The 25,238-nt window shown below is 71.6% G+C and carries 24 protein-coding genes; 5 read left to right on the top strand and 19 right to left on the bottom strand.

Going from position 1 to position 25,238, the window contains the following annotated elements; genetic code table 11:
- Positions 1-4: 4 nt before the first annotated feature.
- The 6 genes from AB0D85_RS09650 to AB0D85_RS09625 are packed head-to-tail and all read right to left on the bottom strand — an operon-like array spanning position 5 to position 6,025.
- Positions 5-1,174, bottom strand: coding sequence for an aminotransferase class I/II-fold pyridoxal phosphate-dependent enzyme (locus AB0D85_RS09650; RefSeq protein ID WP_362316235.1), 1,170 nt, complete (start codon positions 1,172-1,174; stop codon positions 5-7).
- 20 nt (positions 1,175-1,194) lie between these two features.
- A complete protein-coding gene (locus AB0D85_RS09645) occupies positions 1,195-1,992 on the bottom strand; it encodes an SDR family oxidoreductase (protein ID WP_362316232.1) in 798 nt (265 codons plus the stop codon).
- Positions 1,993-2,045: 53 nt separating this feature from the next.
- Positions 2,046-3,050 (bottom strand): allophanate hydrolase, encoded by a 1,005-nt coding sequence (locus AB0D85_RS09640; RefSeq protein WP_362316230.1) that lies wholly within the window; start codon positions 3,048-3,050, stop codon positions 2,046-2,048.
- The gene (locus AB0D85_RS09635) at positions 3,047-3,787 is read right to left on the bottom strand and encodes a carboxyltransferase domain-containing protein (RefSeq protein WP_362316227.1); all 741 of its coding nucleotides are present in this window, start codon (positions 3,785-3,787) and stop codon (positions 3,047-3,049) included. Before AB0D85_RS09635 ends, AB0D85_RS09640 begins: the two co-directional genes overlap by 4 nt.
- A gap of 18 nt (positions 3,788-3,805) precedes the next feature.
- The gene (locus AB0D85_RS09630; protein WP_362316224.1) at positions 3,806-4,621 is read right to left on the bottom strand and encodes a 5-oxoprolinase subunit PxpA; all 816 of its coding nucleotides are present in this window, start codon (positions 4,619-4,621) and stop codon (positions 3,806-3,808) included.
- 27 nt (positions 4,622-4,648) lie between these two features.
- A complete protein-coding gene (locus tag AB0D85_RS09625; protein ID WP_362316221.1) occupies positions 4,649-6,025 on the bottom strand; it encodes an MFS transporter in 1,377 nt (458 codons plus the stop codon).
- Positions 6,026-6,422: 397 nt separating this feature from the next.
- On the opposite strand from AB0D85_RS09625, the gene AB0D85_RS09620 reads away from it, so the two are divergent.
- Complete coding sequence (locus AB0D85_RS09620) at positions 6,423-7,061, top strand: RraA family protein (protein ID WP_362316218.1); 639 nt, start codon at positions 6,423-6,425, stop codon at positions 7,059-7,061.
- On the top strand, positions 7,058-8,278 hold the full coding sequence (locus tag AB0D85_RS09615; protein WP_362316215.1) for a D-2-hydroxyacid dehydrogenase: 1,221 nt from the start codon (positions 7,058-7,060) through the stop codon (positions 8,276-8,278). Before AB0D85_RS09620 ends, AB0D85_RS09615 begins: the two co-directional genes overlap by 4 nt.
- Here the strand turns inward: AB0D85_RS09615 and AB0D85_RS09610 are convergent.
- From AB0D85_RS09610 to AB0D85_RS09575, 8 genes are all read right to left on the bottom strand, one after another.
- Positions 8,208-9,215: an NADP-dependent oxidoreductase gene (locus AB0D85_RS09610; RefSeq protein WP_362316212.1), complete on the bottom strand. Its 1,008-nt coding sequence runs from the start codon at positions 9,213-9,215 to the stop codon at positions 8,208-8,210. The genes AB0D85_RS09615 and AB0D85_RS09610 overlap by 71 nt on opposite strands.
- Complete coding sequence (locus tag AB0D85_RS09605) at positions 9,212-9,706, bottom strand: nuclear transport factor 2 family protein (protein ID WP_362316209.1); 495 nt, start codon at positions 9,704-9,706, stop codon at positions 9,212-9,214. The genes AB0D85_RS09610 and AB0D85_RS09605 overlap by 4 nt, the downstream gene beginning before the upstream one ends.
- 32 nt (positions 9,707-9,738) lie before the next feature.
- On the bottom strand, positions 9,739-10,485 hold the full coding sequence (locus AB0D85_RS09600) for an SDR family oxidoreductase (protein WP_362316206.1): 747 nt from the start codon (positions 10,483-10,485) through the stop codon (positions 9,739-9,741).
- Positions 10,486-10,524: 39 nt separating this feature from the next.
- The gene (locus AB0D85_RS09595; protein WP_362316203.1) at positions 10,525-11,703 is read right to left on the bottom strand and encodes a cytochrome P450; all 1,179 of its coding nucleotides are present in this window, start codon (positions 11,701-11,703) and stop codon (positions 10,525-10,527) included.
- 13 nt (positions 11,704-11,716) lie between these two features.
- On the bottom strand, positions 11,717-12,868 hold the full coding sequence (locus AB0D85_RS09590; protein ID WP_362316200.1) for a serine hydrolase domain-containing protein: 1,152 nt from the start codon (positions 12,866-12,868) through the stop codon (positions 11,717-11,719).
- Positions 12,869-12,898: 30 nt separating this feature from the next.
- Entirely contained in the window at positions 12,899-13,843 is a 945-nt protein-coding gene (locus AB0D85_RS09585) for a PDR/VanB family oxidoreductase (protein ID WP_362316197.1), read from the bottom strand.
- Positions 13,840-14,679, bottom strand: a complete 840-nt coding sequence (locus AB0D85_RS09580; RefSeq protein WP_362316194.1) for an SDR family NAD(P)-dependent oxidoreductase — start codon at positions 14,677-14,679, stop codon at positions 13,840-13,842. Before AB0D85_RS09580 ends, AB0D85_RS09585 begins: the two co-directional genes overlap by 4 nt.
- Positions 14,680-14,768: 89 nt before the next feature.
- Positions 14,769-16,211 (bottom strand): hypothetical protein, encoded by a 1,443-nt coding sequence (locus AB0D85_RS09575; protein WP_362316192.1) that lies wholly within the window; start codon positions 16,209-16,211, stop codon positions 14,769-14,771.
- Positions 16,212-16,471: 260 nt separating this feature from the next.
- Between AB0D85_RS09575 and folD the strand changes: the two genes are divergently transcribed.
- Genes folD through AB0D85_RS09560 form a run of 3 tightly spaced genes read left to right on the top strand, consistent with a single transcriptional unit; the run spans position 16,472 to position 19,320 of the window.
- A complete protein-coding gene (folD, locus tag AB0D85_RS09570; RefSeq protein WP_362316189.1) occupies positions 16,472-17,329 on the top strand; it encodes a bifunctional methylenetetrahydrofolate dehydrogenase/methenyltetrahydrofolate cyclohydrolase FolD in 858 nt (285 codons plus the stop codon).
- A gap of 3 nt (positions 17,330-17,332) precedes the next feature.
- Positions 17,333-18,235, top strand: coding sequence for a dioxygenase (locus tag AB0D85_RS09565; RefSeq protein ID WP_362316186.1), 903 nt, complete (start codon positions 17,333-17,335; stop codon positions 18,233-18,235).
- On the top strand, positions 18,232-19,320 hold the full coding sequence (locus AB0D85_RS09560) for a maleylacetate reductase (RefSeq protein ID WP_362316183.1): 1,089 nt from the start codon (positions 18,232-18,234) through the stop codon (positions 19,318-19,320). Before AB0D85_RS09565 ends, AB0D85_RS09560 begins: the two co-directional genes overlap by 4 nt.
- Before the next feature lie 141 nt (positions 19,321-19,461).
- On the opposite strand, the gene AB0D85_RS09555 is transcribed toward AB0D85_RS09560, so the two are convergent.
- The 5 genes from AB0D85_RS09555 to AB0D85_RS09535 form a co-directional block, all read right to left on the bottom strand.
- On the bottom strand, positions 19,462-20,421 hold the full coding sequence (locus AB0D85_RS09555; protein WP_362316180.1) for a sugar kinase: 960 nt from the start codon (positions 20,419-20,421) through the stop codon (positions 19,462-19,464).
- The gene (locus AB0D85_RS09550; RefSeq protein WP_362316177.1) at positions 20,418-21,074 is read right to left on the bottom strand and encodes a bifunctional 4-hydroxy-2-oxoglutarate aldolase/2-dehydro-3-deoxy-phosphogluconate aldolase; all 657 of its coding nucleotides are present in this window, start codon (positions 21,072-21,074) and stop codon (positions 20,418-20,420) included. The genes AB0D85_RS09555 and AB0D85_RS09550 overlap by 4 nt, the downstream gene beginning before the upstream one ends.
- The gene (locus AB0D85_RS09545; protein ID WP_362316174.1) at positions 21,071-22,495 is read right to left on the bottom strand and encodes an MFS transporter; all 1,425 of its coding nucleotides are present in this window, start codon (positions 22,493-22,495) and stop codon (positions 21,071-21,073) included. Before AB0D85_RS09545 ends, AB0D85_RS09550 begins: the two co-directional genes overlap by 4 nt.
- Before the next feature lie 152 nt (positions 22,496-22,647).
- Positions 22,648-23,682 (bottom strand): alcohol dehydrogenase catalytic domain-containing protein, encoded by a 1,035-nt coding sequence (locus AB0D85_RS09540; protein ID WP_362316172.1) that lies wholly within the window; start codon positions 23,680-23,682, stop codon positions 22,648-22,650.
- Between the two features lie 34 nt (positions 23,683-23,716).
- Positions 23,717-25,237 (bottom strand): mannitol dehydrogenase family protein, encoded by a 1,521-nt coding sequence (locus AB0D85_RS09535; protein WP_362316169.1) that lies wholly within the window; start codon positions 25,235-25,237, stop codon positions 23,717-23,719.
- Position 25,238 lies beyond the last annotated feature (1 nt).

The raw sequence follows: 25,238 nt of genomic DNA, 5'->3' as shown, positions 1-25,238 counted from the left end.
GCGCTCATCGCAGGGACGCGAGGCCGTCGGCCAGCCTGCGGACGCCCTCGGTGATGGACTGCGGGCTGGCAGCGTACGACAGCCTCAGGTGCCCTTCACCCCGTGCCCCGAACTCGCTGCCGGGCCGGACGGCGACGCCGTGCGCCCGCAGTGCCGCGACGACCTCCACGGACGGCAGGCCGATGTCGTAGCGCGGGAACTGGTAGAAGGCGCCCTCGGGTTCGCTGAGCGTGAGGCCGGGGACCGCGGCCAGTTCCGTCCGCATGATCTCGCGGCGCTGCTCGTACGCGGCACGCATCCGGGCGACGTCCCCGGCGCAGTGCTCCACGGCGGCGAGCGCGGCGTCCTGGACGACGGTGTTGACCGAGCCGTTGAAGGTGTTGTGGACGCGCGCCGCCGCCCGGACGACCGGTGCGGGTCCCCAGAGGTAGCCGACGCGCCAGCCGGTCATCGCGTAGCTCTTGGAGAAGGTCTGGCAGTGGACGGTACGGTCGCGCAGGCCGTCGACCGAGATCGCCGAGGTGAACGGCCGGCCGGTGTAGTCAAGGTCGGAGTACGCCTCGTCGGAGATGACGAGCGTGTCCGTACCCGTCAACAGACCTGCGAGCGCCTCCAGTTCCGCGCGGCCGTGCACGATGCCGGTCGGGTTGACGGGGTTGCAGAAGACGAAGAGCCGGGCGCCGGTGAGGGCGTCGGCGAGCCGGTCGAGGTCCCAGTGGAGGTCGGACGCCAGCGGCACGGGTACGACGATGCCGCCGGCCATGCTGACCAGGTCGGCGTAGAGGGAGTAGGTGGGGTCGGGTACGACCACCTTGTCGCCGGGGTTGACGATGCCGAGGATCGACGCGGCGAGCCCGGCGGTGCCGCCCTGGGTGACCAGGAGGTCGGCGGCGGAGACGGGGGCACCGGCGATGCCGGTGAGCCGGTCGGCGAGCGCCTCGCGCAGCGCGGGCTCGCCCAGGAGCGGCGAGTAGTGGGTGCGTCCGGCGCGCAGCGAGGCCTCGGCCGCCTCGGTGATCTGCCGGGGCGTGTCGAAGTCGGGTTCGCCCATGGCGAGGGAGACCAGATCGGACCGGGACTGCGGCTGCTGGGTCCGGCGGGAGACGGCCTCGATCCGGGCGACGGCGTCGGCGGTGGTGAACCGGGGCGGCTGGGTGGTGACGGTGGGCGGCATGCGCTCTCCTGGTGGCGGGTTCAGATCTGGGGCCTGGCGTCGGCGGGCGCGCCCGCCCACCGGCTGATCTCGAGGTCGGCGGAGACGTCGCGCTGTCTGGTCGGGGCGACGACCATCTCCTGGAGGACCACGCGCTGGGGAAGGGCGACGGCGAGCCGAATGGCCTCGGCCACGTCCTCGGGCTGCACCATCAGGGCGCGTTCCTCCGGCGCCGGCGGCCGGGCGCGGTTGTCGAGGATGGGGGTGTCCGCCTCGCCGGGCAGCACGGTGATCGCCCGCAGCCCCTGGTTGCGGAAGGTGTTGTGCAGGAAGGTCATGAAGTTGCGGACCCCGGCCTTGGCCGCGCCGTAGGCGGCGCCGCCGAGCAGGTTGGGGTTGACCGCGGCGAGCGAGGAGACGGTGACGATCGTGCCCTTGTTCCGGGCGAGCATGCCCGGCAGCACGGCCTGGGTGAGCCGGAAGACCGCGGTCAGGTTCACTTCGAGAACCTGGCGCCACTCCTCGTGGGGGGTCCATTGCGGGTTGAGCACCGACGAGGCGCTGCCCGCGTTGTTGACGAGGACGTCCACCGGGCCCAACTCCGCCTGCGCCCGGTCGAGGACGCGCGTGACGTCGTCGGCGCGTGTGATGTCCGCGGCCAGGGCGAGGGCGGTTCCGCCCTCTTCGCGGACCGTGGCGGCGACCGCGTCCAGCGCCTCCTGTCTGCGGCCGACCAGGACGACGGTGGCACCGTCCCGGGCGAGGAGCCGCGCGGTCTCGCGCCCTATTCCGCTGCCGGCTCCCGTGATGAGCGCGATGGCGCCGGGCTGCGTCGTCACCGTTCCTCCTTGAAGATCAATTCGAGATCTCCTTCTTAAATGAGAATAACTTTTCACTTAATCGCGGACAAGGGCGGCATGAAGCCGAGGGCACCGAATGCCTCGGCGACGGCGCGGCCGAGCCTGTGGACCTCCGCCTCGCGGCGCGCGACGCGGCGAAGCGAGGTCTCGCGGTCGATCCAGCGGAACCGCAGCCGACGTCCGGGACCGGCTTGTCCGAGCAAGGGCAGGGATGCCTGTGAGGCGACACCGACGATGGGATAGCCCGCGGTCAGACTGCGGTAGCGGCCGAGGACGATCAGCTCGTCCGCGTGCGGGATCTGCAGCGACCCGACGGGCACGCCGTGCGAGACGATCTCCTCGTCGTCGTCGGGGTGCAGCACCGGCCCGTCGAGCCGCAGCCCCACATGGTTGGAGCGGGGTGTGACGACATAGGTCGCCCCCTCGATCACGTCGCGGATGCCAGGGATCGCCCGGACTCCGTGGGCGGCGACGACATCGATGACCCAGGGGTCCTCGTCGAAGCGCGTGACCGGGACCGGGAGCCGGAACAGCGGCGGCTCGAACAGTTGGCGTCTGAAGCCTCTGAACTCCGTTTCCAGGAGCACGCGCGAGCCCGCGGCGATCGTCTGCCCGAATCCCATGCGGGCGTCCGGGGCCGCGCTGCCGAGCAGGGTCCTCGTCTCCAGGGTGCCGTTCACGGCGAGGTAGGTGCGGGTGCCCCGGTCCATGTCCGGGCGGACCCTGATCTCCTGGCCGGCCGGGACCACCAACGGCGTCCAACTGCTCGCCGGTGTCCCGCCGATGGTGACCCGGGCGGGAGCGCCGGTCACGGCGAGCAGGACGTCGGCGTCCGGCACGAGGGCGAGTTCGCCGCCGAGGTTCTCGATCAGGGTGGCGTTCCGAGAGTTGCCGGCGAGAAGGTTCGCGACGGCGGCCGAGTGCTGGTCGGCCGCACCGCCCGTGGGCACACCGCGGCGCTCGGTGCCGCGGCGGCCGAGGTCCTGGAACGTCGTGACCCATCCGGCGCTGATGACGTCGAGTGCGACAGTGGTCATGCGTGTTCCCCCTCCAGCGGAAGCAGGAATCCGGCTTCGAGTGCTGCGGCTTCCGCGGGGGAGACGGGGACGAAGCGGACCACGTCGCCGGTGCCGAACGAGACCGGATCCGGGCGGGAGATGTCGACGACGGTGTACGGGGTGCGTCCGACCACACGCCAGCCGGTGGGCCCGGGGAACGGCTGGATGATCGCGTTGGTACCGGCGATCATGACGGCACCGGGGGCGACGTCCGTGCGCGGCTCGGCGCGTCGGCGTACCGGCCGGGGCACCTTGAGCCCGTCCATCATCGGGGCCATCGCCGCTCCGAGCAGGACGATCGTGAACGTGGACTCCGCGATCGCCTCGACGACTTCGGCAGGGGACAGCCCCAACTCCTCGGCGACGGAGGCCAGATCGGGCCCGGTCCCGTCGTCGAAGACCACAGGGATGGTGAACTGCTGTACGGCGCGGGCACGGTGGGCGTGGTCCGACGGTGAGGGCGCCCAGCGCGCCACCAGGCGGGCCGCGTACGCCACGTGGTCGAGTGCGGTCTGCAACGGGTCGAACTCGATGAGCAGGGACTCCAGACCGGAGACGACGTCGAGCACACCGTGCGGGAGGTGCGCCAGGAACCGTTCGCGGAACGCGGCGATCCCGGCCCTGCGGACGGCCCGGTCGCCGTGGGGGATGGTCACCATCACCGCCGAGTCCCCGAAGGGATCGACGGTGATGGCGCCGTACTCTGCTGTGGTCATCGCCTGACGCGTCCGGCCTCAGCCGGCCAGCGCGGCCTCGGTCTTCCGGGCTTTCTCCGCCAGGACCTCCCGCAGGCCCGTGACGCGGATGTCCTCGGCTTCGAGCGCGGCGCGCAGCGCCTTGCCGTTCGCCAGCACGGACGGGTGGTCGCCGTGCAGGAGCAGGACGTCCGCGTCGTGGCCGAGGGGGACCACGTTGCCGTTCACCGAACGCACGGTGCCCTCCTCGACGACCTGGGCGGAGCGCCGGCCGATCAGCTCGGGGTCGTGGATCAGCCCGCCCTCGTGCGACCGCGGGACGGGCATGCCGTCGTCGCCGTAGCCGCGGTCGGCGAGGAACACGTAACCGACGTCCAGGCCGCGCTTGCGGGACTCCTCGGCGAGCAGCCCGCGCTGGCAGATCACGATGTAGTCGGTGTTGTACGCGGCGATCGCGTCGGTGATGGCGCGCGCGTGCTTGGCGTCGGTCTGCGCGATCGACCCCATGCGTCCGTGCGGGGCGACATGGCTGATGGTGCCGCCGTGCACGCGTGCGAAGGCGTCGAGTGCGCCGAGCTGGTAGAGCACGTCGGTGCGGATCTCCTCCTCGGTCGCCTCGATGAGCCGCCGCCCGAACCCGACGAGGTCGGGGTAGCCGGGGTGGGCCCCGAGCTCGATGCCGCGCTCGACGCAGTCGGCGACCGTGCGGTCCATGATGCGGGGGTCACCGGCGTGGAAGCCGCAGGCGATGTTCGACGAGGTGACGAGCCCGAGCAGGGCGGCGTCGTCCCCGATCGTGTAGTTGCCGAAGCTCTCGCCGAGGTCGGCCACTACGGCCACGGACTTGGTTCCCATGATGTCTCCTGAGGTGGGGGTCGGGGTTCAGCCGGCGGCGAGGGGCCGGCCCTTGGTCTCGCGCAGGAAGGCGATGGCGGTCAGGGTGATCAGGGCGGTGGTGAGGGAGGCGAAGGCCGGGATCAGGTTGGAGCCGGTCGACTTGATGAGCTCGGTCATCACGAGCGGGGCGCTGCCGCCGAAGATGATCGTGGAGATGCTGAACCCGATGCTGTAGGCGGAGTAGCGCACGGAGGTCGGGAACATCTCGGCGAGCGCGGTGTGGACGACGGCGGCGTGGCCGGAGAAGGCGACCGCCAGCACGATCGTGCCGATACAGGCCAGCCCGAACTCGCCCGTGGTGATGAGCTTGAACATCGGGTACGAGACGGCGGCCATGGCGACGGCGGAGCCCGCGAGCACGGGCTTGCGGCCGATACGGTCCGACAGGCGGGCCATGAGCGGGATGGACACGGCGATGGCGACCAGGCTGAACGCCGTGACCGTGAGCGCCCTGAGCATCGAGAAGTTGTGCTCGCCCAGGTTGGTCTTCAGGTAGGTCGGCATGTAGACGAAGAGCAGGTAGTAGCCGGGGCCGTTGAGCGCGGGCAGGAAGATCGTGAGCGCGATCGCCCTGAGGTGGCGCGGGGAGGTCAGGGCCTCCTTGAGCGGGTTGCGCGCGACGGTGTTCTGCTCGCGCAGCGCCGCGAAGTGCGGGGTCTCCTCCAGCTGACGGCGGATGTAGAAGCCGATGTAGCCCAGCGGGACGGCGAGCAGGAACGGCACCCGCCAGGCCCAGGAGGTCATCGCGTCGTCGCCGAGCGCGGTGATGAGGACGGCGGAGAAGGCGCTGCCGAACATCAGGGCGACGAACGAGCCGACGGCGATGAAGCTCATCATGTAGTTGCGGCGCGCGTCCGGCGCGTACTCGCCGACGAACGACATCGCGCCGGCCACCTCGCCGCCGGCGGAGAAGCCCTGCAGCACCCGGAGGAGGACGAGGAGCGCGGGTGCGGCGACACCGATCACGGCGTGGGACGGGACGAGTCCGATGGACGCGGTCGCGGCCGAGATGAGCACCAGGAGGGTGGCGAGCAGGCCTTTGCGGCCGAGCCTGTCCCCGAGGTAGCCGCAGATCACGCTGCCGAACGGGCGGGCGAGGAAGCTGATCAGGAAGCCGACGTTGGTGAGGAACAGGCCCCCGGCCTCCGCCTCGCCCATGATGTTGATCGCGAGATAGGTGACGAGCAGGCCGTAGATGCCGTAGTCGTACCACTCGACGAACGAGCCGACCGCGCCCGCGACGGTCGCCTTGCGGACGACCTTGTCGTCGGCGGTGACGACGCCGGCCGCGGTGGTGCCGAGCCCGTCCGGTACGGCGTCGGGGCGATCTGATGTGGTGTCGATCCGGTCTGACATGGTCATTCGCGTTCACTTTCGGTGTCGCGGACGCCGGGGACGGTGTCCTGAGGATCGTGCGCCTCGGGGGGAGTTGTGTGCCGTCGGTGCTGTAGGGGGGCCTGTGGAGACCGGGTGGGGGCGTCACGGTCGAGGGCCGTCGTGGGCCGCAGAACGGTGCTGGGGCCAAGATGCAATGTGAATCGCGAATGAGAATAGGTTCGCATTCTGGGGTGGTCAAGACTCCGTGTTGCCCGGAAGTTAACGTTCTGGATCCATCCCGATTCCGCCCTGTAGGCCTGCTGATCCGCCGTGCACACCCCTTGTCTTATGGAGCGGGCGGCTGCACACTGTCACTCGAAAAACGCGAAAGACTTCTCACTTCCTGTCAGTCTTTCTTGCCAGTCGTCCGAAGGAACCTGCGATGACCCAGGACAACGTGCGCGTCACCACCGCATGGCAACGCGTCGACGGCCACCTCCTCGACCGCTTCCGTGCCCACTCCGTGGCGAACCTCGGCGACGCCCTCGACCGGCTGAACATCGTCGACGGCGGCGTCGCGCCCGTCTGGACCGGCGCCAGGGCCGTCGGCACGGCGCTTCCCGTGCTCACGGTCGCCGGTGACAACAAGGCCGTGATCGCGGCCCTCGAACACATCCGACCCGGCGACATCCTCGTCATCAACGCGTTCGGCTACGACGGCCGCGCGATCATCGGCGACAACCTCGCCCAGCGGTTCGCCGTGTACGGCGCCGTCGGCGCGGTCGTCGACGGATACGTGCGTGACGCCGCGATCATCGAACAGCTCGGCGTCCCGGTCTTCGCCCGCGGGCTGACTCCGGCCGGCCCCTTCAAGAACGGACCGGGCACCATCGGCGAACCGGTGGCCGTCGGAGGCGTCGTGGTGAACCCGGGCGACATCGTCGCCGCCGACGGGGACGGCGTCATCGTCATACCGCCGCACCGTGCCGAGGAAGCGCTCAAGGCCGTCGAGGAGATCGTCGCCCGCGAGGCAGCCCTCGACGCCGAGGTCGAGGCGCTGCGGAACAAGGCCGCCGTATGACCGGGCGGGTCCCGGCGCCGGACCGCCTCCGTGTCGCGATCGCCGCTCCGGTCTCCGAGGAGAACTGCGCGCGCATCCAGGAGCTGGAGCCGCGTATCGACCTGGTGGTCGACCAGTCCCTGCTCCCGCCCATGCGCTGGCCCGCCGACTTCGCGGGCGATCCGGACTGGCGGCGCACGCCCGGGCAGCAGCGCGCCTACGAAGCCGCCGTCGACTCGGCCGACGCCCTGTACGGCATCCCGGACGTCGACCCAGCGGCGCTGGCCCGCGCCGTCCGGTCCAACCCGCGCCTGCGCTGGGTGCACACCATGGCCGCGGGCGGCGGTGGGCAGGTCAGGGCGGCCGGTCTGACGACCGGGGAACTCCAGCGCGTCCTGTTCACCACCTCGGCCGGAGTGCACGGACGTCCGCTCGCCGAGTTCGCCGTCTTCGGTGTGCTCGCGGGCGCGAAGGACCTGCCCCGCCTCAACCGCCAGCAGCGCGACCACACATGGAGCGGGCGCTGGACGATGGGGCAGGTGAGCAGGCAGACCGTGCTGGTGCTCGGCCTCGGCGGGATCGGCCGCAAGGTCGCCGAGACGCTCGGCGCACTGGGCGCCGAGGTCATCGGCACGAGCAGAGGGGGTACCGGAGCAGGGGGTACTGGAGCAAGGGGTGCCGGAGCAGGGGGTGCCGACGTCCCTGGCGTCTCCGCCGTCGTGCATCCCGACCGCATCACCGACGTGGCCTCCACCGTGGACGCGGTCGTGAACACGCTCCCCGGCACGGAGGCCACCGAGCACCTCCTGGGCAAGCGGTTCTTCGACGCCCTGCGCCCCGGGGCCGTCCTCGTCAACGTCGGCCGCGGCAGCGTCGTCGACGAGGCCGCCCTTCTCGACGCCCTCGACTCCGGCCGGGTCGGCTTCGCCGCGCTGGACGTCTTCGAGACCGAACCACTGCCGGCGCACAGCCCGCTCTGGGACCACGAAGGTCCTGGTGAGCCCGCACACCGCGGCCCTCGACGCCGCCGAGGACCGTCTCATCGCGGAACTCTTCGCGGCCAACGCCACCCGCCTCCTCGACGGACACGACCTCCTCAACCGCGTGAACACCGTCGAGTTCTACTGACCAGGAAGACCTCCCCCTCCGCTCGCACCTTCGGTGCCGCTACACCCGCACCATCAGCTTCCCGTCGTTTCCGCCCTCCAGCAGAAGCGAGACGGACTCCGGTGCGTTGACGAGGCCCTCGACGACGTGGGAGCGGGCGGTGACGGAACCGTCGAGGTACAGGGGACGAAGGAGGTCGTCGAACTCCTGGTAGCGGTCGGCGTAGGCCGCGGCCACGAATCCTTCCAGGCGGGCGCACTTGTACAGCAGGAGGGGCAGGTTGGTGCAGCCGTAGGCGTCGTCGGGGCTCGCCAGGTCGTACTGCGACATCGCTCCGCAGACGACGATGCGGCAGTTCCACGCCATGTTCGCGAGTACGGCGTCGAGGAGCGGACCGCCGACGTTGTCGAAGAAGAGGTCCACGCCCTGGGGACACTTCTCCGCGATCGCCTCCCGGACGACCTCGGCCCGGTAGTCGATGGCGTCGTCGGCGCCCAGTTCGTCCACGACGAAACGGCACTTGCGTTCCCCGCCGGCGATTCCGATGACCCGGCAGCCCTTCGCCTTGGCGATCTGCACCACGAGTGACCCGGTCGCGCCGGCCGCCGCCGACACGACGACCGTGTCCGTCGGCTTCAGCCTGCCGATCTCCATGAGACCGATCGCGGCTGCCCGTCCGACGTGGGAGAAGACGGACAGGTACGCCTCGTCCGGGATCCGGTCGTCCCGCTCGTGGCGCTGGATGAACTGCGGCGAGGCGAGCGCGTATTCGCCCCAGCCCCACAGGCCGCTCACCAGGTCACCGGCCTCGAACCCCTCGGCGCGCGACTCCACCACCTCCCCCACGGCCACGCCGATCATGACGTCACCGACCGCCAGGGGGATGTAGGCCGTGGCGGGGTCGAGCTTGAGCCAGTTGCGCGAGGTCGGGTCGATGAAGAGAAGGGTGGTCCTGACCAGGACGTGACCGTCCGTCGGCTCGGGTACGTCGCGTTCTTCCCAGCGCAGGCACTTGGGGTCGTAGGAGCCGACGGACCGCTCCGCCACCACCCACACGTGGTTCTTCATCGGGCTTCTCCCGCCGAGAGCTCCGTCATGTCGCTGAGGACCCGGAACTCACCGGCGGGCCAGCCGCTGACCCAGCCGTTCTCCCAGCGGCGGCTCGCGATCCGCCAGCCGTCGGCGGTGTGCACGACCCGGTCGTGGTACCGCCCGTGGACGTGGTACAGCCGGTGCCCGCCCTCGGAGTCCACCGTCGCCCAGGGGTTGAAGGTCGTGGAGAGGGTCCTGGCGGAGTTCCCGTCCTCCTCGAAGTCGATCTGCAGGTTCGAGGTGATGTGGAAGAAGTGCTGGAAACCCCAGCCGCCCATGAAGTCGGACTCCTTGACCTGCGTCCAGGACATGACCGGACCGCCCGCGTCGGACATGTCGAAGGAGGTCTCCGTGACGAAGATGCGCTGTTCCAGGGTGCCGTAGTCGCTCTTGTCGACGGCGTGGACGTAGCGCGCGTACAGATCGGTGATTTCCAGGCGGGCGGACATCTCTTCGCGGCTCAACATGCTGGGTGGCTCCTGTCGGTGAAGGTGTCGGCTCAGGTGACGAGGAATCCGCCGTCCGCGGCGAGCACATGCCCGCTGACGAACGCGGCGTCGGGGGAGAGGAGGAACGCGACGGCGGCGGCGATGTCCTCCGGGCGGCCCAGGCGGCCCACCGGGGTGCGGGACATACGGAGCCGGAAGCCCGCGTCGTCGACCACGGCACGGGCGCCGTCGGTCGGCACGGAGCCGGGCATGACGGCGTTGACCCGGATGCCGTCCCGCCCCAGCTCACCCGCCGACTGGAGGGTCAGACTGGTGACGGCTCCCTTCACCGCCGCGTACAGCGCGCCACCGGGAACGCTGCGCACGGCGGCGGGGGAGGAGAGGTTGACGATCGCCCCACCGCCCTGGGCCCGCATCAGGGGGACGGCCGCCTGCATGGTCCAGATCGCGGCCTTCACCCCGATCCCGAACATGCCGTCCACGGTGTCCTCGTCGAAGTCGACGAGGGGCGCGTACGTGATCCACATGGCGTTGTTCACGAGCGCGTCCACCCGGCCCAGCCGCTGCCGGAGTTCGGCGAACGCGTTCAGGACGGCGGTCCGGTCGGTGACGTCGAGGGCCAGGGCCTCGGCCTGTCCGCCGCTGCCGCGTATCGCCTCGGCGGACTCGCGGGCGCCGTCGGCGTCCCGGTCCGCGGCGACGACGTGGTAGCCGTCCTCGGCCAGTCGCGCCGCCACGGCACGCCCGATGCCGCGACCGGCACCGGTGACCACGGCGACCTTGTGAGTGGGTGCCATTGCTCGCTTCCTTGGAGAGTTCCGTGCGGGGAAGGGGAATCAGACGAGGGCGACCCGGAGTCGGGTGACCTCCGTGATCGCGTTGGTCTCACGGGTCGTCCAGTCCTCCGTCAGCCGCAGCCCGGGAAAACGCCGGGCGACCGCCAGCACCGCCTCGTTGATCTCCAGCCGGGCGAGGTGCTGGCCCAGGCAGTTGTAGGGGCCGGCGCCGAACATCATCGGCCGTACGGCCGGCCGGTCGAGCCGCCAGGTCCCGGGGGCGTCGAACACCTCGGGGTCGCGCTGCGAGGCGCGCACCGAGACGTACACCCAGGAGCCGGCCTCGATCGGGAACCCGTCGATCTCCACGTCCTCGGCGGCGAGCCGGAAGATCGTGTTGAAGCGGGGCCGCAGCCGGATCGCCTCCTCGGTGGCGGCCGGGATCCTCGCCGGGTCGCCGACGACGTCCTGCCAGCGGGACGGTTCTTCGAGGAGCTTGCCGAAGGCGATGGCCGTCTGGTGGACGGTGTTGTCGATGCTGGCCTGAAGGATGGCGAGGGCCTCGGCGTGCAGCTCCTCCTCGGTCAGGTCACCGGCGAGCTGCTGCCGGATCATCGCCGAGGTGAAGTCGTCCCCGAGGTTCGAGCGCCGGGCGTCGATGTGCTCGCGGACGAAGTCGAGCCCCTCCCAGAAGGTGTCGACGAACTCCTGCCTGCGACCGCGGTCGTTGGTGAGCAGGGGGCCGAGCACACTGTCCGAGAGCCGGGCGATCGTGGGCGCCAGCTCCACCGGCGCGGACACCAGGTGGCAGTAGACCCGGGAGGGGATCTTCCACGCCAGGGCCTGGAGCAGGTCCACCTCGGCGGGATCACCGATCTCGTCGAGGACGTCGTGGACGATCCCGCGCACCGTGTCCCGCAGCTTCGAGATCTGCATCGGCCGCAGCAGCTTCGCCAGCGGCACCCGCATCCGCTTGCGCTGGTCGCCCTCGGTGGTGGTGACGACCTGGTTCCAGCGCCTGCGGATCTCGCCGTCGACGATGCCCAGGTCGTCCAGGCGCTTCAGGAACGACGGGCCCTTGAGGAGGCCCGGGTGCTCCAGGACGCTCAGGCCGGGGCCGTACCGGAGGACCTCGTAGCCCCGGTCGCTGCGCGCGATCCAGCTCCTGTCCCGGGCCTCTTCGAGCTCGTGCAGATCGGTGGTGTCCGCGGTGATCCACGGGACGTCGGTGGTGGTCATCGGCTGCTCCCCGTCACAGTGCGGCGCCGACGACGATGTCGGCGAGTCGTTCGAAACGTTCGATGTTGCGGGCCTGGGGGAGCAGACCGGCGGTCATGCCGACGAACGTGATGTCCAGCGCCGGATCGATCCAGAACACCATGCTGCCCGCGCCGTAGTTCCCGAAGGTCTCCGGTGTGGTCAGCGTGCCGAGCTGGTGGTTGACGATCCGGGGGCCGCGCACGTTGAAGCCCAGGCCCATGTAGGCCGGCGGCGGGGTGTAGCCGGCACGCAGGGCCACCGCCTTGTACAGCTCGTTGGGCAGGTCCTCGGTCCACACCTGGCGCGCCAGCCGTACCGTGCGCGGCGAGAGGATCCGTATGTCGTCGACGGTGCCCCCGCCGCGCAGCATCTCGGCGAAGCGGAACAGGTCGGCCGAGGTGGACGACGCGCCCGCCCACACGCTTTCGTTGTGCTCGGCGGTGAAGAGGCCGAAGTCGTCGTTGTTCTCGTGGGACAGCACCCTGATCGGGATCACCCCGCGCATGTCCGGAACGATGTGCCGGTGCTTGACCGCGGAGGGGACGCCGAGGTTCGTGTCGGACATGCCCAGGGGCTCGAAGAGGTCCTGGCGGAGGATCTCCGCGATGGAGCGCCCCTGCGGGTCGGTGCGGACCAGGGCCGCGGCGAGCAGGGCGTGGTTGGCCATGGGCGCGTAGTCGCAGCGGGTGCCGGGCTCGCTGGTGCCGTGGACGAGCTCGCACACCGCGGCGACCGTCTCGTCCAGGCGGTCCCAGGGCACCCCGGGCTTCGGCTCCCACACCCCGGGCATGCCGGTGGTGTGGGTCAGGAAGTGCAGGACGGTGGCCCGGTCCCGGGGCGCGCCGGCGAACTCGGGCAGCAGATCGACCATCTTCGTCGTCAGCCCGAACAGGCCCTGCTCCACGGCCCGCAGGACCAGGACGTTGACGAACGCCTTCGTGACCGAGAAGACGGAGAAGACCGAGTCGGTCCGGAGCGGGACCGTGCGCTCCGCGTCGCCGTAGCCGATGGCGACGTCGAGGACGGTCCGCCCGCCCCGCGCGATCCGGAAGGCACCCCCGTGATAGAGCCCGGACTCCACGTCGCGTTCCACGACCTCGCAGAAGCGGACGAGGCGGTCCGGGGCGAAACCTTGCTGGCCCATGAGTATGCGGCTCTCCTGAGTGTGTTCGTGTCAGAGATCGAGTTCGATGCCGGGGGTCAGCGACCGGGAGACGCAGATCAGCATCGTCTCGCCGGACTCCCGCTCCTCCGGGGAGAGGACCGAGTCCCGGTGGTCCGGGCGGCCGCCGAGGACCGCCGTCTCACAGGTGCCGCACGTTCCCTCACGGCACGAGTACTCGACCGGGATGCCGTGTTCCTGCGCCACGTCGAGAATCGACGTGTCCGCGGGCACCTCGGCAGTGATGCCGGAGCTCGCGAAGGTCACGGTGAACGGCCCTCCGGGGGCCGCCTCCTGGGGTGTGAACCGCTCGACGCGCAGGGCGCCGGCCGGCCGGCCGGCCATGGCGGACTCGACGGCCCGGAGCAGTCCCTCCGGCCCGCAGGCGTAGACGAGGCGGTCGTCGCCGCCGGATGCGAGGAGCTTCCCGAGGTCGGCGGTGCCGGACTCGTCGTCGGCGTGCACGTGCACGCGACCGCCCGGCAGCTCCGCCAGTTCGTCCAGGAAGGCCATCGACTCACGGGACCGGCCCAGATACGTCAACTGCCAGTCGGTTCCCCGCTCTTCGCACCGCCGCACCATCGGCAGGATCGGTGTGATCCCGACCCCGGCCGCCAGGAAGTGGTGCCCGGCGCCCCGGTCGACCAGCTCGAAGTGGTTCCGGGGTCCGGTGACCGTGACATCGTCACCCTCGCGGAGGTGGGCGTGGATCCACGCCGAGCCGCCGCGCCCGTCCGGTTCCCGCAGTACCCCGATGCGGTACGAGCCACGGTCACCCGGATCCCCGCAGAGCGAGTACTGCCGTTCGACCCCCGTCGGCAGGTGCACGGTCACATGCGCCCCGGGCTCCCAGGACGGCAGTTCGCGACCCTCGGGATGTTCGAGGACGAACCCGGCGACCGTGGCGGAGGCGCGGAAGCGGGTCCGCAGCCGCAGCCGCAGCGTCGGCGTGGTCATGCCCTGGCCTGCTCGATGGCCGGGCCGCCCTTGAGCCATGCGATGCGCTGTTCGAGCGCGGCCACGGAGTCCTCCGGCCGTACGACGACGAAGAACCGCTCCTCGTACAGGGCCTGTACGACCATCTCGGCGAACTCCGAGGGTTCGAGGCCGATCCGGGCGGTGACCTTGCGGATGGTGTCGAGGACCTGGTCGTGCACGGCGTTGCCCGCGCTGGACGGAACGTCCTCGGGCCGGTTGCGCTCCGCGTCGGGCATCCGGGTCTTGGCGATCGGCGCCAGGAAGGACACCCGCACGGGTTCGTCGTTGGCCCGCAGTTCCATGTCCAGGCTCTCGGTGAGCCCGAGGACCGCGAACTTCGAGGTGGCGTACGGGGCGAAGGCCGGCAGGGCGGCGGAGAAGGAGGAGCCGGAGCCGGTGTTCACGATGTGCGCCTCCTCCTGCTGCCTCAGCAGCGGCAGGAAGACCCGGCACCCGTGGATGACCCCCCACAGATTGACGTCGAGCACCCACTTCCAGCTCTCCGCCGGAACGTCGGAGAACTCCCCGCCCGTCTCGACACCGGCGTTGTTGCACAGCACGTGCACACTGCCGAACGCCGACACGGCCGCGTCCGCGAGCCGCCGGACGTCCTCCTCGAACCGGACGTCGGTGCGCACCGCGACCGCCTCGGCCCCACCCGCACGGATCCGCTCGGCCGCGGCCTGCAGGGGCGCCTCCTCGATGTCGGCGAGGACGACCTTCATCCCCTCCGCGGCGAACCTCTCGGCCAGGCCCAGGCCCACACCGCTGGCGGCTCCTGTCACGACGGCGACCTTGCCCCGCAACGACTTCATCGTCTTCCTTCCGTCCTCACCCGGCCGGCCGTCCCTGGCCGGGGGTGGATCGATCCTCGGTTCGTGCCGCGCCGCGCCGTAGCGCAGAACTACGCGTTCGCGGTACGCGCTTCGCCCGCGGGTGCCGTCCCAGCTGCCCGTGCCGGGAAGCGGCTGGGGATGCCGGACACGTCGAAGCGCTCGTTGCGGACCGGGTCGACGAGGTACGGGAAGCGGGCGACGGTCGCGCGGATCTCCTTCTGCCTGGTCCCGGGATCACCCCAGACCACGACGACCTCGGTGCCCTCCACCGCGACCGCGGTCTCGACCGTGGCCAGCGAGAGCATCTCGCCGGAGTGCGCGCTGAAGCACCGCCCCGACGACGTCCCGATGTCCCGCCCGGCCACCAGCACCCGGTCCGCCCACAGGCTCTGCAGGTGCTCGCGGTCGCCGACCTCGTACATGAAGTGGTTGGGCATGTTCATTTCCGGGTGTTCTTCGCCCTTGCGGAACTGCGACAGATACACGTCGGCGATGTCCTCGGGGTTCCACACCAGGGTGACCATGGTCCGCGCGTTCGCCGCGGCCTCCCGCTCCAGGGCCGCGCGGCCCACGAACTCGTGGTCGAACCTGACCATGTGTCCCCAGCCCAGCTCGTACGGGCTGCGGTAGCGGCGCGCCATGTCCTCACCGGCGCTGCCGTGCAGCCGCAGGAACTTGCCGATCGGCGGGAAGCCGAGCCCCGCGAAGAACGCGGCCAGTTCCTCGTCCTCGCCCCAGGGCAGCGGGAAGTGGTAGTACGCCTGCCCGAAGCCGCCCTGGGTGTGCTGGCACATGTAGGCCTGCACGCCCATCCTGCGGATCCCGTACTCCTCGCCGGCGGCCATCAGGGCCTCGTAGACGGGGATCGCCTGCTCGACCGGCCCGTGCACCTCGTAGGCGAGGGTGCCCGACATGCCGATCCGGATCACCCGGACCTCCGTGCCCGCGATGGTGGCCGTCCGGTGCCGGAGGAACCTGACGTCGTGCAGGTTCTCCTGGGCGGCGCCCTCCAGGACCTCCAGCGACCGGGGGCCGCTGAGCTGGAAGAGGAAGACCCGGCCGGTGAGGTCCTCGGCGGTGACGTCGAGGTCGGGGCGGTGGCTGAGCCGGTAGGTGAGGTAGGGCGACAGCCAGTAGGTGATGAAGTCGTCCTCGGCCAGCCGCAGCAGCATCCCGTGCGCGGCGACGCGGCCCAGCTCGTCCGTCATGATCGCGTGCCGGGACGCGCCGACCCGGAAGTTGGCGAAGCTGTTCACGCACACGCTGGACAGGAACTCCAGCGCGTCGGGACCCGTCAGCCGCAGCGTGGGCGAGGGGTTGAGATGACCGTGCAGCGAGGCGGTCGTCGTCGCGGCCAGCGTCTCGTCGCGCCACCCCGTGTACTCCCAGGCCTCGGCGTCACCGCCGAAGGCCCAGGCCGCGCACTCGTAGAACTGCACGATGGGGTCGTAGGGGACGAAGGGCGAGTGCGGGAAGGTCGGAAGCTGCGGCATCTGCGGCGTGTCGGCCATGGTGAACCTCTCTGATCGGTGCGGTACGACGCTGTAGTCGGCGGGCGGCGGCTCTTCTCCGGGAGAAGCTCCGTGGATGCTGCGGCCGGGAGCAGCCGCCGACATAGGGCAGAACTACGTGTTCGCGGTACCTGCACCCGCCGCAGGGCGTGCTCGGAGCACGTGGGATCGGTTAGCGTGCGCGGCAGACAACGGTCGGCTAGCAGCTGTCAGACAAACCGCTCCGGCCAGGGACAGGGACACACGACGGAGGTCGACGCATGGCCGCAGGAACACTCGACGGCACCGCACTGGCACGCCAGGTCCGCGAGGAGGTCGCCAAGGGGGTGGCCGCCCATCAGGCGGCCGGCGGCGGCGTGCCCGGCCTCGCCACCGTGCTCGTCGGCGACGACCCCGCGTCGGAGGTGTACGTCCGCAACAAACGGCGCCAGTGCGTCCAGGCCGGCATGCTCGACCTGCACCGCCGGCTCCCCGCGACGGCCGGGCAGGCGGAGGTCGCCGAGCTGATCGACGAACTCGCGGCCGACCCCGCGGTCTCGGGCATCCTGCTCCAGCTGCCGCTTCCGGCACACCTGGACGCCCAGGCGCTGATCGAGCGCATCCCGGCCGCCAAGGACGTCGACGGCCTGACCACGGCCAGTGCCGGGCTCCTCGCCCAGGGCCGCCCAGGGCTGCGCCCGTGCACCCCGGCGGGCGTGATGCGGATGCTCGACGCCTACGACGTGCTCCTGACGGGCGCGAACGCCGTGGTGGTCGGCCGCTCCGTCCTCGTCGGCCAGCCGATGTCCCGGCTGCTCCTGCAACGCGACGCCACCGTCACCGTCTGCCACTCGCGCACCCGCGACCTCGCCGAGGTGTGCCGGCGGGCCGACATCCTCGTGGTGGCGGCCGGCAAGCCGGGGATCATCGGCGCCGACGCGGTCGCCCCCGGGGCCACCGTGATCGACGTCGGCATCCACCGGGGGCCGGACGGCCTGCTCGGGGACGTCGACGCCGGGCCGGTCGCCGAGGTCGCCGGACTGCTGAGCCCGGTACCCGGCGGAGTCGGCCCGATGACCATCGCCATGCTGCTCGCCAACACCCTGGCGGCCGCCACCGCCGCCGACCCGAGGAACTGACCCATGACACCCGCACCCCCGAGCCGCCCCCTGTTCTCCGCCGAGCGCTCGGCGGAGGTCGTGACGGAGGCCTTCCGCGACACCCCCGACCCCCGGCTGCGCACCGTGCTCACCTCGCTGGTGGCGCACCTGCACGCCTTCGCCAAGGAAGTCGCCCTCACCCAGGCCGAGTTGGACACCGCGATCGACTTCCTCACCCGGACCGGCCACGCCTGCACGGACGTACGCCAGGAGTTCCAGCTGCTCTCCGACGTCCTGGGCATGTCGATGCTCGTCGACTCCCTCGACCACACGGGACCCGGCCAGGCGTCCGCGACCGAGTCGACGGTGCTCGGCCCCTTCCACATGGTCGACTCGCCGCCACGCGACCTCGGGGAGTCGATCTCCCTCGCCGAGGGCGGCGAACCCACGCTGGTCACCGGCCAGGTGCTCGGCGCCGACGGCACGCCGCTCGCCGGTGCCCTCGTCGACGTCTGGCAGGCCGACGAGAAGGGCTACTACGACGTCCAGCGGCCCGGCGAGGTACCCGACCGCAATCTGCGCGGCCTCTTCACCTGCGACGAGGAGGGCCGCTTCCGCTTCCGCACGATCCTCCCGGCGGCCTACCCGATCCCCGACGACGGCCCGGTCGGCCAACTCCTGAAGGCCACCGCCCGCCACCCCTACCGGCCCGCGCACATCCACTTCATCGTCGGCGCGCAGGGCCACCGCCCCCTGACCACCCACGTCTTCGTCGCGGGCTCGGACTACCTCGACTCCGACGCGGTGTTCGGCGTGAAGGAGAGCCTGGTGCTCGACTTCGACGAGGTGCGCGAACCGGAGCGGGCCGCGCCGTACGACCTGCCCGTGCCGTTCCGGCACGCCCACGTCGAGATCTCCCTGCGCGTGGCGGAGGCACACCGATGACGGTGATCCCCACGGACGGATTCGTCCACGAACAGCGCACGCTCCGGGTGCTCTTCCGCGAGGGCGCGCTGGACGACCTGGCTGCCGAGACGGACCGGCTCGGACTGACCCGGGTCATGGTGATCGCCGGTCCACGGCACGCCGCACGCGTGACGGAGCTCCTCGGCCCTCGCCAGGTGGCGGTCGTCCGGGACGCGCGCATGCACGTTCCCCTGGAGCAGGCCGAGGCGGTACGGGCCCGGTGCGCCGAGGCCGGCGCCGACGGCATCGTGGCGGTCGGCGGCGGGTCGGCGACCGGCCTGGCCAAGGCCGTCGCACTCACCCTGCGGATCCCGATCGTCGCCGTACCGACGACCTACGCCGGGTCGGAGATGACCCGGGTGTGGGGCCTGACCGAGAACGGCGTCAAACGCACGGGCCGCGACCCCGTGGTCGCACCGCGCACCGTGCTCTACGACCCCGCCCTGTTCGCGTCCCTCCCCGCCGAGCTCGCGATCCCCTCCGCCTTCAACGCGCTGGCGCACGCGGTGGAGGCGCTCTACGCCCCGGACCGCACACCGATGACCGACGTCGTCGCGGCGGAGGCCGCCGGCCGGATCGTGCGGGGGCTGTCCCGCCCGGCTCTGGACACCCAGGCACGCACCCAACTCCTGTACGGCGCCTGGCTGTGCGGGACGAGCCTGGACGCCACCACCATGTCGTTGCACCACAAGCTCTGCCATGTGCTCGGCGGCAGCTTCGGGCTGGCTCACGCGCCGACGCACACGGTGGTCCTGCCGTACGCGCTCGCCCACAACGAACAGGCCGCGCCCGAGGCCGCCGCCGTGGTGGCGGGGGCACTGGACGACGCGGGGGCGGCCGACGGTCCCGGCCCCGGTGAACGGCTGCGGCGATTCGCCCAGTCGGCCGGCGCGCCGAGAAGCCTGCGGGAGTTGGGGCTCGCCCGGGAGGACCTGGGGACCGCCGCACGGCTGGCGCTGTCATCGCCGTACGCCAACCCGGCGCCCCTGGACGAGGACAGCGTGCGCGCGCTCCTCGAACGCGCCTGGACCGGTATCCCCGCGCAGCCCGAGGGCACGCTCTGATCCGCAGATCACCGCCGAGCGGGACCTTCGACCGCAAGAGGCTGCGGCACCTGCCATGCGCGGCGGTGCCGCCACCCGCATCGGCGGCGGAGAGCTGCTCCGTCGGCCCGCGGTAAGCGCGCGACGGAGCGCGGGTGTCGCTCAGCGCAGCACGTCACCCGTGGCCTGCCGGCCGGCGAGTGCCGTTCGGCTGGGCATGCCCTCCCAGTCGCCGGGGACCGTGCACACCATCGCCCCGGCGAGCACCGCGGTGGCCAGGCACTGTTCGACGTCGGCGCCCGCGAGGAACTCGCTGAGGTAGGCGCCGACGAACGCGTCGCCCGCGCCGACCGGATCCGTCACCTGCACCGGGACGGCGGCCCGGTGGTGGGGGACACCGTCCACCAGGGCCATGGCTCCCTCGGCCCCCAGCTTGACGACCGCGACGGCGGGGCCCAGGGCGGTGAGGCTCCTGGCGAGTTCCTCCGCCGTCCTGTCTGCCGAGTCCAGGCCCGTGACCAGGCAGGCCTCGTCGTCACCGGCGAAGACCAGGTCGGCGCGGGTGACCAGGTCGCGGAGGACGGGGGCCGCCCGTTCGGGCGGCCAGAGCGCGGACCGGTGGTTGACGTCGACCGACACGGTCACTCCGTGCGAGCGGGCGACGTCCACGGCGTACGACACCGCGGCCGCCGCGGATTCGCCGAGTGCCGGGGTGATGCCGGTGACATGGAGGAGCCGGGCGCCGGCGACGAGTTCGGGGTCCACGTCGCCGGGGGCGAGCCGGGAGCCGGCCGAGCCGGACCGGTAGTACCAGACCTTGACCGCACCGCCGGGCAGCCGTTCCTTGAGCATCAGCCCGGTGGGCGCACCGTCGTCGCGCACGGCACGGACGTCGATCCCCTCGGCGGTGAGCTCACGCACGACACGGTCGCCGACGGAATCCGCGCCGACCCTGCCGATCCAGGTCACCGGGGTGTCCAGCCGGGCCAGGGCCACGGCGACGTTGCTCTCGGCACCGCCGACGCCCAGGGCTATCTGCGGTACATGCCGCAGATGGCCGACGGTCGTGGCGGCCAGCAGCCCCATCGTCTCGCCCAGGGTGACGACGCGCGGGCCGTTCACGACCGGGCTCCGGCGGCCAGGCCGAGGACGCGCCGCGCGCGGTGGGCGAGGGCTTCGAGGTCACCGCCGGACAGGGCGTCGCCCAGCAGCGGGCCACCGAGGCCGACGGCCAGCGCGCCGGCCCGCAGCCAGGCAGGGACGTCGTCGATGCCGATGCCTCCCGTGGGCATCACCGGCACGTCGGGATACGGACCGCCGAACGCGGCGAGATGGGCGGGGCCGACGGTCGAGGCGGGGAACAGTTTGACCGCCGAGGCTCCGGCGTCCCAGGCCGCGGCCAGTTCGGTGGGTGTGAGTCCGCCCGGGTAGGAGGGCACCCCGGCTGCCGTGGCCAGGGTCACCACGTCGGGCCGGAAACCGGGTGAGACGACGAAACCGGCTCCGGCGTCCAGGCTGCGGCGCGCCTCGTCGCCGGAGCGCACGCTGCCCATGCCGATGTCGACCGAGTCGCCCAGCTCCTTGCGGAGCGTCGCCAGGGTCTCCAGGGCGCCCGGGGTGGTGAGTGTGAGTTCGAGGCAGACGAGGCCCGCGTCGGCCAGTGTGCGGGCGACGGGGAGGAGATGGCGTCCGGAACCGGCTCGCAGGACCGCCACCACGGCGGTGCGGCGCAGCGCCTCGTCGGGCGGTATCCGGTGTGGTGCGGTGAGGGTCACGACGTGCTCGTTTCGTTCGCGGCCGAGGCGGGAGCGGGAGCGGGAGCGGGGGAGAGGGAGGGGGCGGTGGCGTCGGTGAGAGCGGTCAGGTCACGGTTGCGGGTCTCCGGCGCGATGAGGGCTGCGGCCAGGCTGATGATCATCATGAGGGTCATGTAGCCCGCGACGGGGACCCACGAGCCGGAGAACGAGGTGAGGAGGGAGGCGCAGATGAGCGGAGCGACGCCGCCGCCGAGGACGGAGGAGAACTCCCGGCCCAGGGTGACGCCGGCGTAGCGGTAACGACTGCCGAACAGCTCGGGGAAGTAGCTCATCTGGACACCGACGGCGCCCTGCCCGGCCAGCACGAACCCGATGATCATCGTCACGGTGATGGCCACCGGTGAGCCCGTGTTCAGCGCGACGAAGGAGGGTCCGGGCAGCAGCACCAGGGCGGAGAGGATGGCCGTGTAGACGGGCTTGCGGCCGACCCGGTCCGACAGGATGCCGAAACCTATGGCACCGAGGCCGCCACAGGCCGCTCCGATCATGAGGACCTTCGGCACGAAGGAGGCGTCCACACCGACGGTGGAGACCAGGTAGGAGGCCATGAAGACCTGGTAGGTGTACGACTGGGCGCTGATGCCGACGTTCATGAACAGCACCAGCAGCATGGGCTTGCGGCCGTGCCGGAAGACCTCGCCCACCGGGGACTCGGGCTTGTCCTGACGGTGCTTGAGATCCTGGAAGACGGGGCTCTCGGCCAGCTTGCGGCGGATCATGACGGCGGCGACCGTGACCAGCAGACTGCTGGCGAAGACCAGCCGCCAGCCCCAGCTCATCAGCTGTCCGTCGGGCAGGCTCTGCGCGAGGATCCAGGCGGCGGCGCCCATGACCGTGCCGAGCGCGGCGCCGGTCATCACCAGCGCGGCGAGTCGTCCGCGTCGTCCGGGCACGGCTGTCTCGGTGAGGAGAGTCGCTCCGCCGGACTGCTCGGCGCCCGCTCCGAAGCCCTGGAAGAAGCGGCACAGCACGAGCAACGCCGGTGCGAGGACGCCTACTTGGGAGTAGGTCGGCAGCAGTCCGATGGCGAAGGTGGAGCCGCCCATCAGGAACAGGGTGGTGATCAGGATCCACTTGCGGCCGAGCCGGTCGCCGAAGCGGGAGAAGAAGAGCCCGCCGAGGGGTCGGGCGGCGAAGCCCACGGCATACGCGGCGAAGCTGGCGAGCAGGGCGACCGCCGGCGTGGCGTTGGGGAAGAACAGGTCCCCGAAGACCAGCGCCGAGGCGGTGCCGTAGATGACGAAGTCGTACTGTTCGAGAGCGGTGCCGACGAGGCCCGCCCAGGCCGCGCGGCGGACCGCGCGCGGGTCGGCGGGAGCGAGTTCGGCGGGAGCGGGTGGGGTGGTGTCACTCGCGGGGGATCCAATGGGAGTGTCCATCAGCCATGCCTCCTTGAATGGGATGGGCCCTCTGCACGGTGGGGGACGTAGAGGTGCGGCGAATTGCCGTAAACGGGGTGAAATGCCGCTTGGGCGGCGTGAGGGTCCCGCTGGGTGGGCGGGAGATCCTGGAACGGGAGGACCGCGGCAGGTCAGACCGAGGTGCCGTCGGGGCGGATGACGACCTTGAGATGGGCCGGGTCCACGACGGGGGCGCGCAGCGCGTCGGCGGCGCGGTCGAGCGGGTAGCTGCCGGTACGCAGGGCCGCCAGATCGACCCGGCCGTCGGCGGCCAGCGCCAGCGCGCTGGGGAAGGCGTGAGCGTAGCGGAAGGCGGCGACCAGGTCGATCTCCCAGCGCTGAAGATGCGCCAGGGGTAGTCCGTCCACCGCGGGCGCGGCCTGGCCGACCACGGCCGCGCGGGCGCCGGGCCTGAGGGTCCGGACGCCCTGCCACAGGGCGGCGGGGTGGGCCGAGCACTCCACCAGGCGGTCCACGTCGGCGAGTTCGAGTTCTCGTACGGCCGTGTTGACCACGTGCGTGGCACCGAGCCGTCGGGCCTGCGCCAGCCGGGCGTCGTTGACGTCCGTGACGATCACCTCGGCGGCGCCGGCGGCGCGCGCGACCTGCGCCACCAGGATGCCGATCGGCCCGGCCCCGGTGACCAGCACCCGGTGCCCCACCTCGACCGCGGCCCGGCGCACCGCCCAGACGGCGACGGCCAACGGCTCGATGAGCGCGCCCAGTTCGAGGGGTACGGCGTCGGGCAACGGGTGGACGGCGCGTGCGGGAACGACCACGTGACCGGCCAGCACACCGTGCGTCGGGGGCGAGCCGAAGCAGGTGCCGGACGGGCACAGGTTGTAGCGGCCCGAGCGGCAGGTGGTGCACGTGCCGCAGCCGACGGCCGGTTCGATCGCGACCCGGGTGCCCACGTCGAGGGCGGTCTCCGGGCCGGACGCCACGACCGTACCGGCGGCTTCATGGCCGAGGACCGTCGGCGTGCGCAGCGTGTTGGCGCCGTTGCGGCCATGGGCGAAGTAGTGCATGTCCGAGCCGCAGACTCCGACGGAGTCGACTTCGACGACCACCTCGTCGGGGCCGGGTGGCCGGAGCGGCAGCTCCTCGATGCGGAGGTCTTCCGGACCGTACAGGACGGCCGCCCGGGTCAGCCGGGGAACTTTCATGGGTCTCACATCCTCGCGGGTCGTGGGTGGGAGTTCAGACAGCGGGCGACGGCTCCGCGTCCGCGGCCTCGCCGGCGGCCGCGGTCGCGGCCGCCGTGCCGTGCCGGGTGAGGACATCGATGAGTTCGGCGACTCGCGCGGTGAACTCGGCGTGTTCGGCGAGCCGGTTCCCGAGCAGTCCGCTGTCCATGACGGCGGTCACGAAGTCCCTGACCGAGGTGGAGCGGCGGGCGGTCTCACGGAGGCCGTCCCGGGCCGGGTCCGTCATGGCGGCGGCGTGCGGGCCCGGGTCGAATCCGGCGGGCGGCGCCATGCAGCACAGGTACGCGGCGACGGTGAGGGCCAGGTGATGCGGTACGCGTCCGGCCCGCAGCCGGACCAGCGCGGGATCCGGTACACGCTGGCGGAGTTTGACGGAGCCGTCCGAGCCGACCTGCCGGGTCCGGTGCCCCAGTGCGGAGTTGGCCCACCGCTCGAAGAGCTGTGCCACGTACGCGTCCTGATCGATGCCGTCGGGCACGGTCAGGCTCGGCAGGTACTCGTCGTGCAGCACCCGGCCGGCCGCGTCGGCGATGTGGGGGCGGGAGATCGCGTCGGGGATCGTGGCCCGGCCGTCGAGCGCTCCGAGGTAGGCGATGAGCGAGTGGGTGCCGTTCAGCAGGCGCAGTTTGAGCAGTTCGTACGGCTCGACGTCCTCGGTGAACAGCGCACCGCCGTGTTCCCAGGCGGGCCGGCCGGCGGCGAAGCGGTCCTCCAGCACCCACATGCTGAACGGTTCCGCGGGTACCGGAACCTCGTCGCGCAGCCCGAGCCGGTCGGCCACGGCCGTCCTCTCGGCGTCCGTGGTGGCCGGAACGATCCGGTCCACCATCGTGTTGGGGAAGGCCACGCAGTCGTCGAGCCACGCGGCCAGGTCGGCGCCCTCGGCGCCCGGCAGCGCTGCCGTGAACTCGCGTACCAGGCGGGCGGTCTGGGCACCGTTGCCGGCCAGGTTGTCACAGCTGAGGACGGTCACCGGCGCCGAGTGCCGGCGCAGGCGCCGCTGGAGCCCGCGGACGATCTGCCCGATCACGGTGCTCGGCGGTCCGTCCCCCCGCAGGTCCGCCGCCACGCCCGGATGGTCCAGGTCGAGACGGCCGGTGCGCGGCGAGAAGGTGTAGCCGTGCTCGGTGACGGTGAGGGAGACGATCCGGGTTCCAGGGGCCGCGATGGCGTCGACGACGGCATCGGGCTGACGGGCGGCGACCAGAACGCCGGTGTGCACGGCGGGTACGACGACCCGCGAACTGCCCGGTGCGATCTCCACCACGGAGTACCGGAAGTCCTGTGCGCGCAGGGCGTCGGCGACGGCCGCCGAGCGGCTCGCCACGCCCAGGATCCCCCACGGGCCGTCGGAGCGGTCCAGCACGCCGGCGGTGTAGACGGCCTGGTGCGCACGGTGGAAGTTGCCGAGGCCCAGATGGACGATGCCGGTCTCCGGGAGCGCGCGCCGGTGCAGCAGCGACCCTGCGGGAACGGTGTGGGCGTTGAGGCGCGGAAGGCAGGTGGTCGTCATC

The sequence above is a fragment of the Streptomyces sp. NPDC048277 genome (genome assembly GCF_040652235.1).
GTDB lineage: Bacteria > Actinomycetota > Actinomycetes > Streptomycetales > Streptomycetaceae > Streptomyces.
Note: the sequence above shows the minus strand (reverse complement) of the source record. Positions and strands in the feature narration are given on the sequence as shown.

Bases quoted from the DNA above. Each gene is read 5' to 3' on its own strand.
- AB0D85_RS09545 (WP_362316174.1), bottom strand. From the start codon at position 22,495: ATGGACACTCCCATTGGATCCCCCGCGAGTGACACCACCCCACCCGCT.
- AB0D85_RS09635 (WP_362316227.1), bottom strand. From the start codon at position 3,787: ATGACCACAGCAGAGTACGGCGCCATCACCGTCGATCCCTTCGGGGAC.
- AB0D85_RS09580 (WP_362316194.1), bottom strand. From the start codon at position 14,679: ATGAAGTCGTTGCGGGGCAAGGTCGCCGTCGTGACAGGAGCCGCCAGC.
- AB0D85_RS09605 (WP_362316209.1), bottom strand. From the start codon at position 9,706: ATGTTGAGCCGCGAAGAGATGTCCGCCCGCCTGGAAATCACCGATCTG.
- AB0D85_RS09630 (WP_362316224.1), bottom strand. From the start codon at position 4,621: ATGGGAACCAAGTCCGTGGCCGTAGTGGCCGACCTCGGCGAGAGCTTC.
- AB0D85_RS09595 (WP_362316203.1), bottom strand. From the start codon at position 11,703: ATGACCACCACCGACGTCCCGTGGATCACCGCGGACACCACCGATCTG.
- AB0D85_RS09575 (WP_362316192.1), bottom strand. From the start codon at position 16,211: ATGGCCGACACGCCGCAGATGCCGCAGCTTCCGACCTTCCCGCACTCG.
- AB0D85_RS09590 (WP_362316200.1), bottom strand. From the start codon at position 12,868: ATGGGCCAGCAAGGTTTCGCCCCGGACCGCCTCGTCCGCTTCTGCGAG.
- AB0D85_RS09600 (WP_362316206.1), bottom strand. From the start codon at position 10,485: ATGGCACCCACTCACAAGGTCGCCGTGGTCACCGGTGCCGGTCGCGGC.
- AB0D85_RS09535 (WP_362316169.1), bottom strand. From the start codon at position 25,237: ATGACGACCACCTGCCTTCCGCGCCTCAACGCCCACACCGTTCCCGCA.
- AB0D85_RS09560 (WP_362316183.1), top strand. From the start codon at position 18,232: ATGACGGTGATCCCCACGGACGGATTCGTCCACGAACAGCGCACGCTC.
- AB0D85_RS09650 (WP_362316235.1), bottom strand. From the start codon at position 1,174: ATGCCGCCCACCGTCACCACCCAGCCGCCCCGGTTCACCACCGCCGAC.
- AB0D85_RS09640 (WP_362316230.1), bottom strand. From the start codon at position 3,050: ATGACCACTGTCGCACTCGACGTCATCAGCGCCGGATGGGTCACGACG.
- AB0D85_RS09615 (WP_362316215.1), top strand. From the start codon at position 7,058: ATGACCGGGCGGGTCCCGGCGCCGGACCGCCTCCGTGTCGCGATCGCC.
- AB0D85_RS09565 (WP_362316186.1), top strand. From the start codon at position 17,333: ATGACACCCGCACCCCCGAGCCGCCCCCTGTTCTCCGCCGAGCGCTCG.
- AB0D85_RS09585 (WP_362316197.1), bottom strand. From the start codon at position 13,843: ATGACCACGCCGACGCTGCGGCTGCGGCTGCGGACCCGCTTCCGCGCC.
- AB0D85_RS09620 (WP_362316218.1), top strand. From the start codon at position 6,423: ATGACCCAGGACAACGTGCGCGTCACCACCGCATGGCAACGCGTCGAC.
- AB0D85_RS09610 (WP_362316212.1), bottom strand. From the start codon at position 9,215: ATGAAGAACCACGTGTGGGTGGTGGCGGAGCGGTCCGTCGGCTCCTAC.
- folD (WP_362316189.1), top strand. From the start codon at position 16,472: ATGGCCGCAGGAACACTCGACGGCACCGCACTGGCACGCCAGGTCCGC.
- AB0D85_RS09540 (WP_362316172.1), bottom strand. From the start codon at position 23,682: ATGAAAGTTCCCCGGCTGACCCGGGCGGCCGTCCTGTACGGTCCGGAA.
- AB0D85_RS09625 (WP_362316221.1), bottom strand. From the start codon at position 6,025: ATGACCATGTCAGACCGGATCGACACCACATCAGATCGCCCCGACGCC.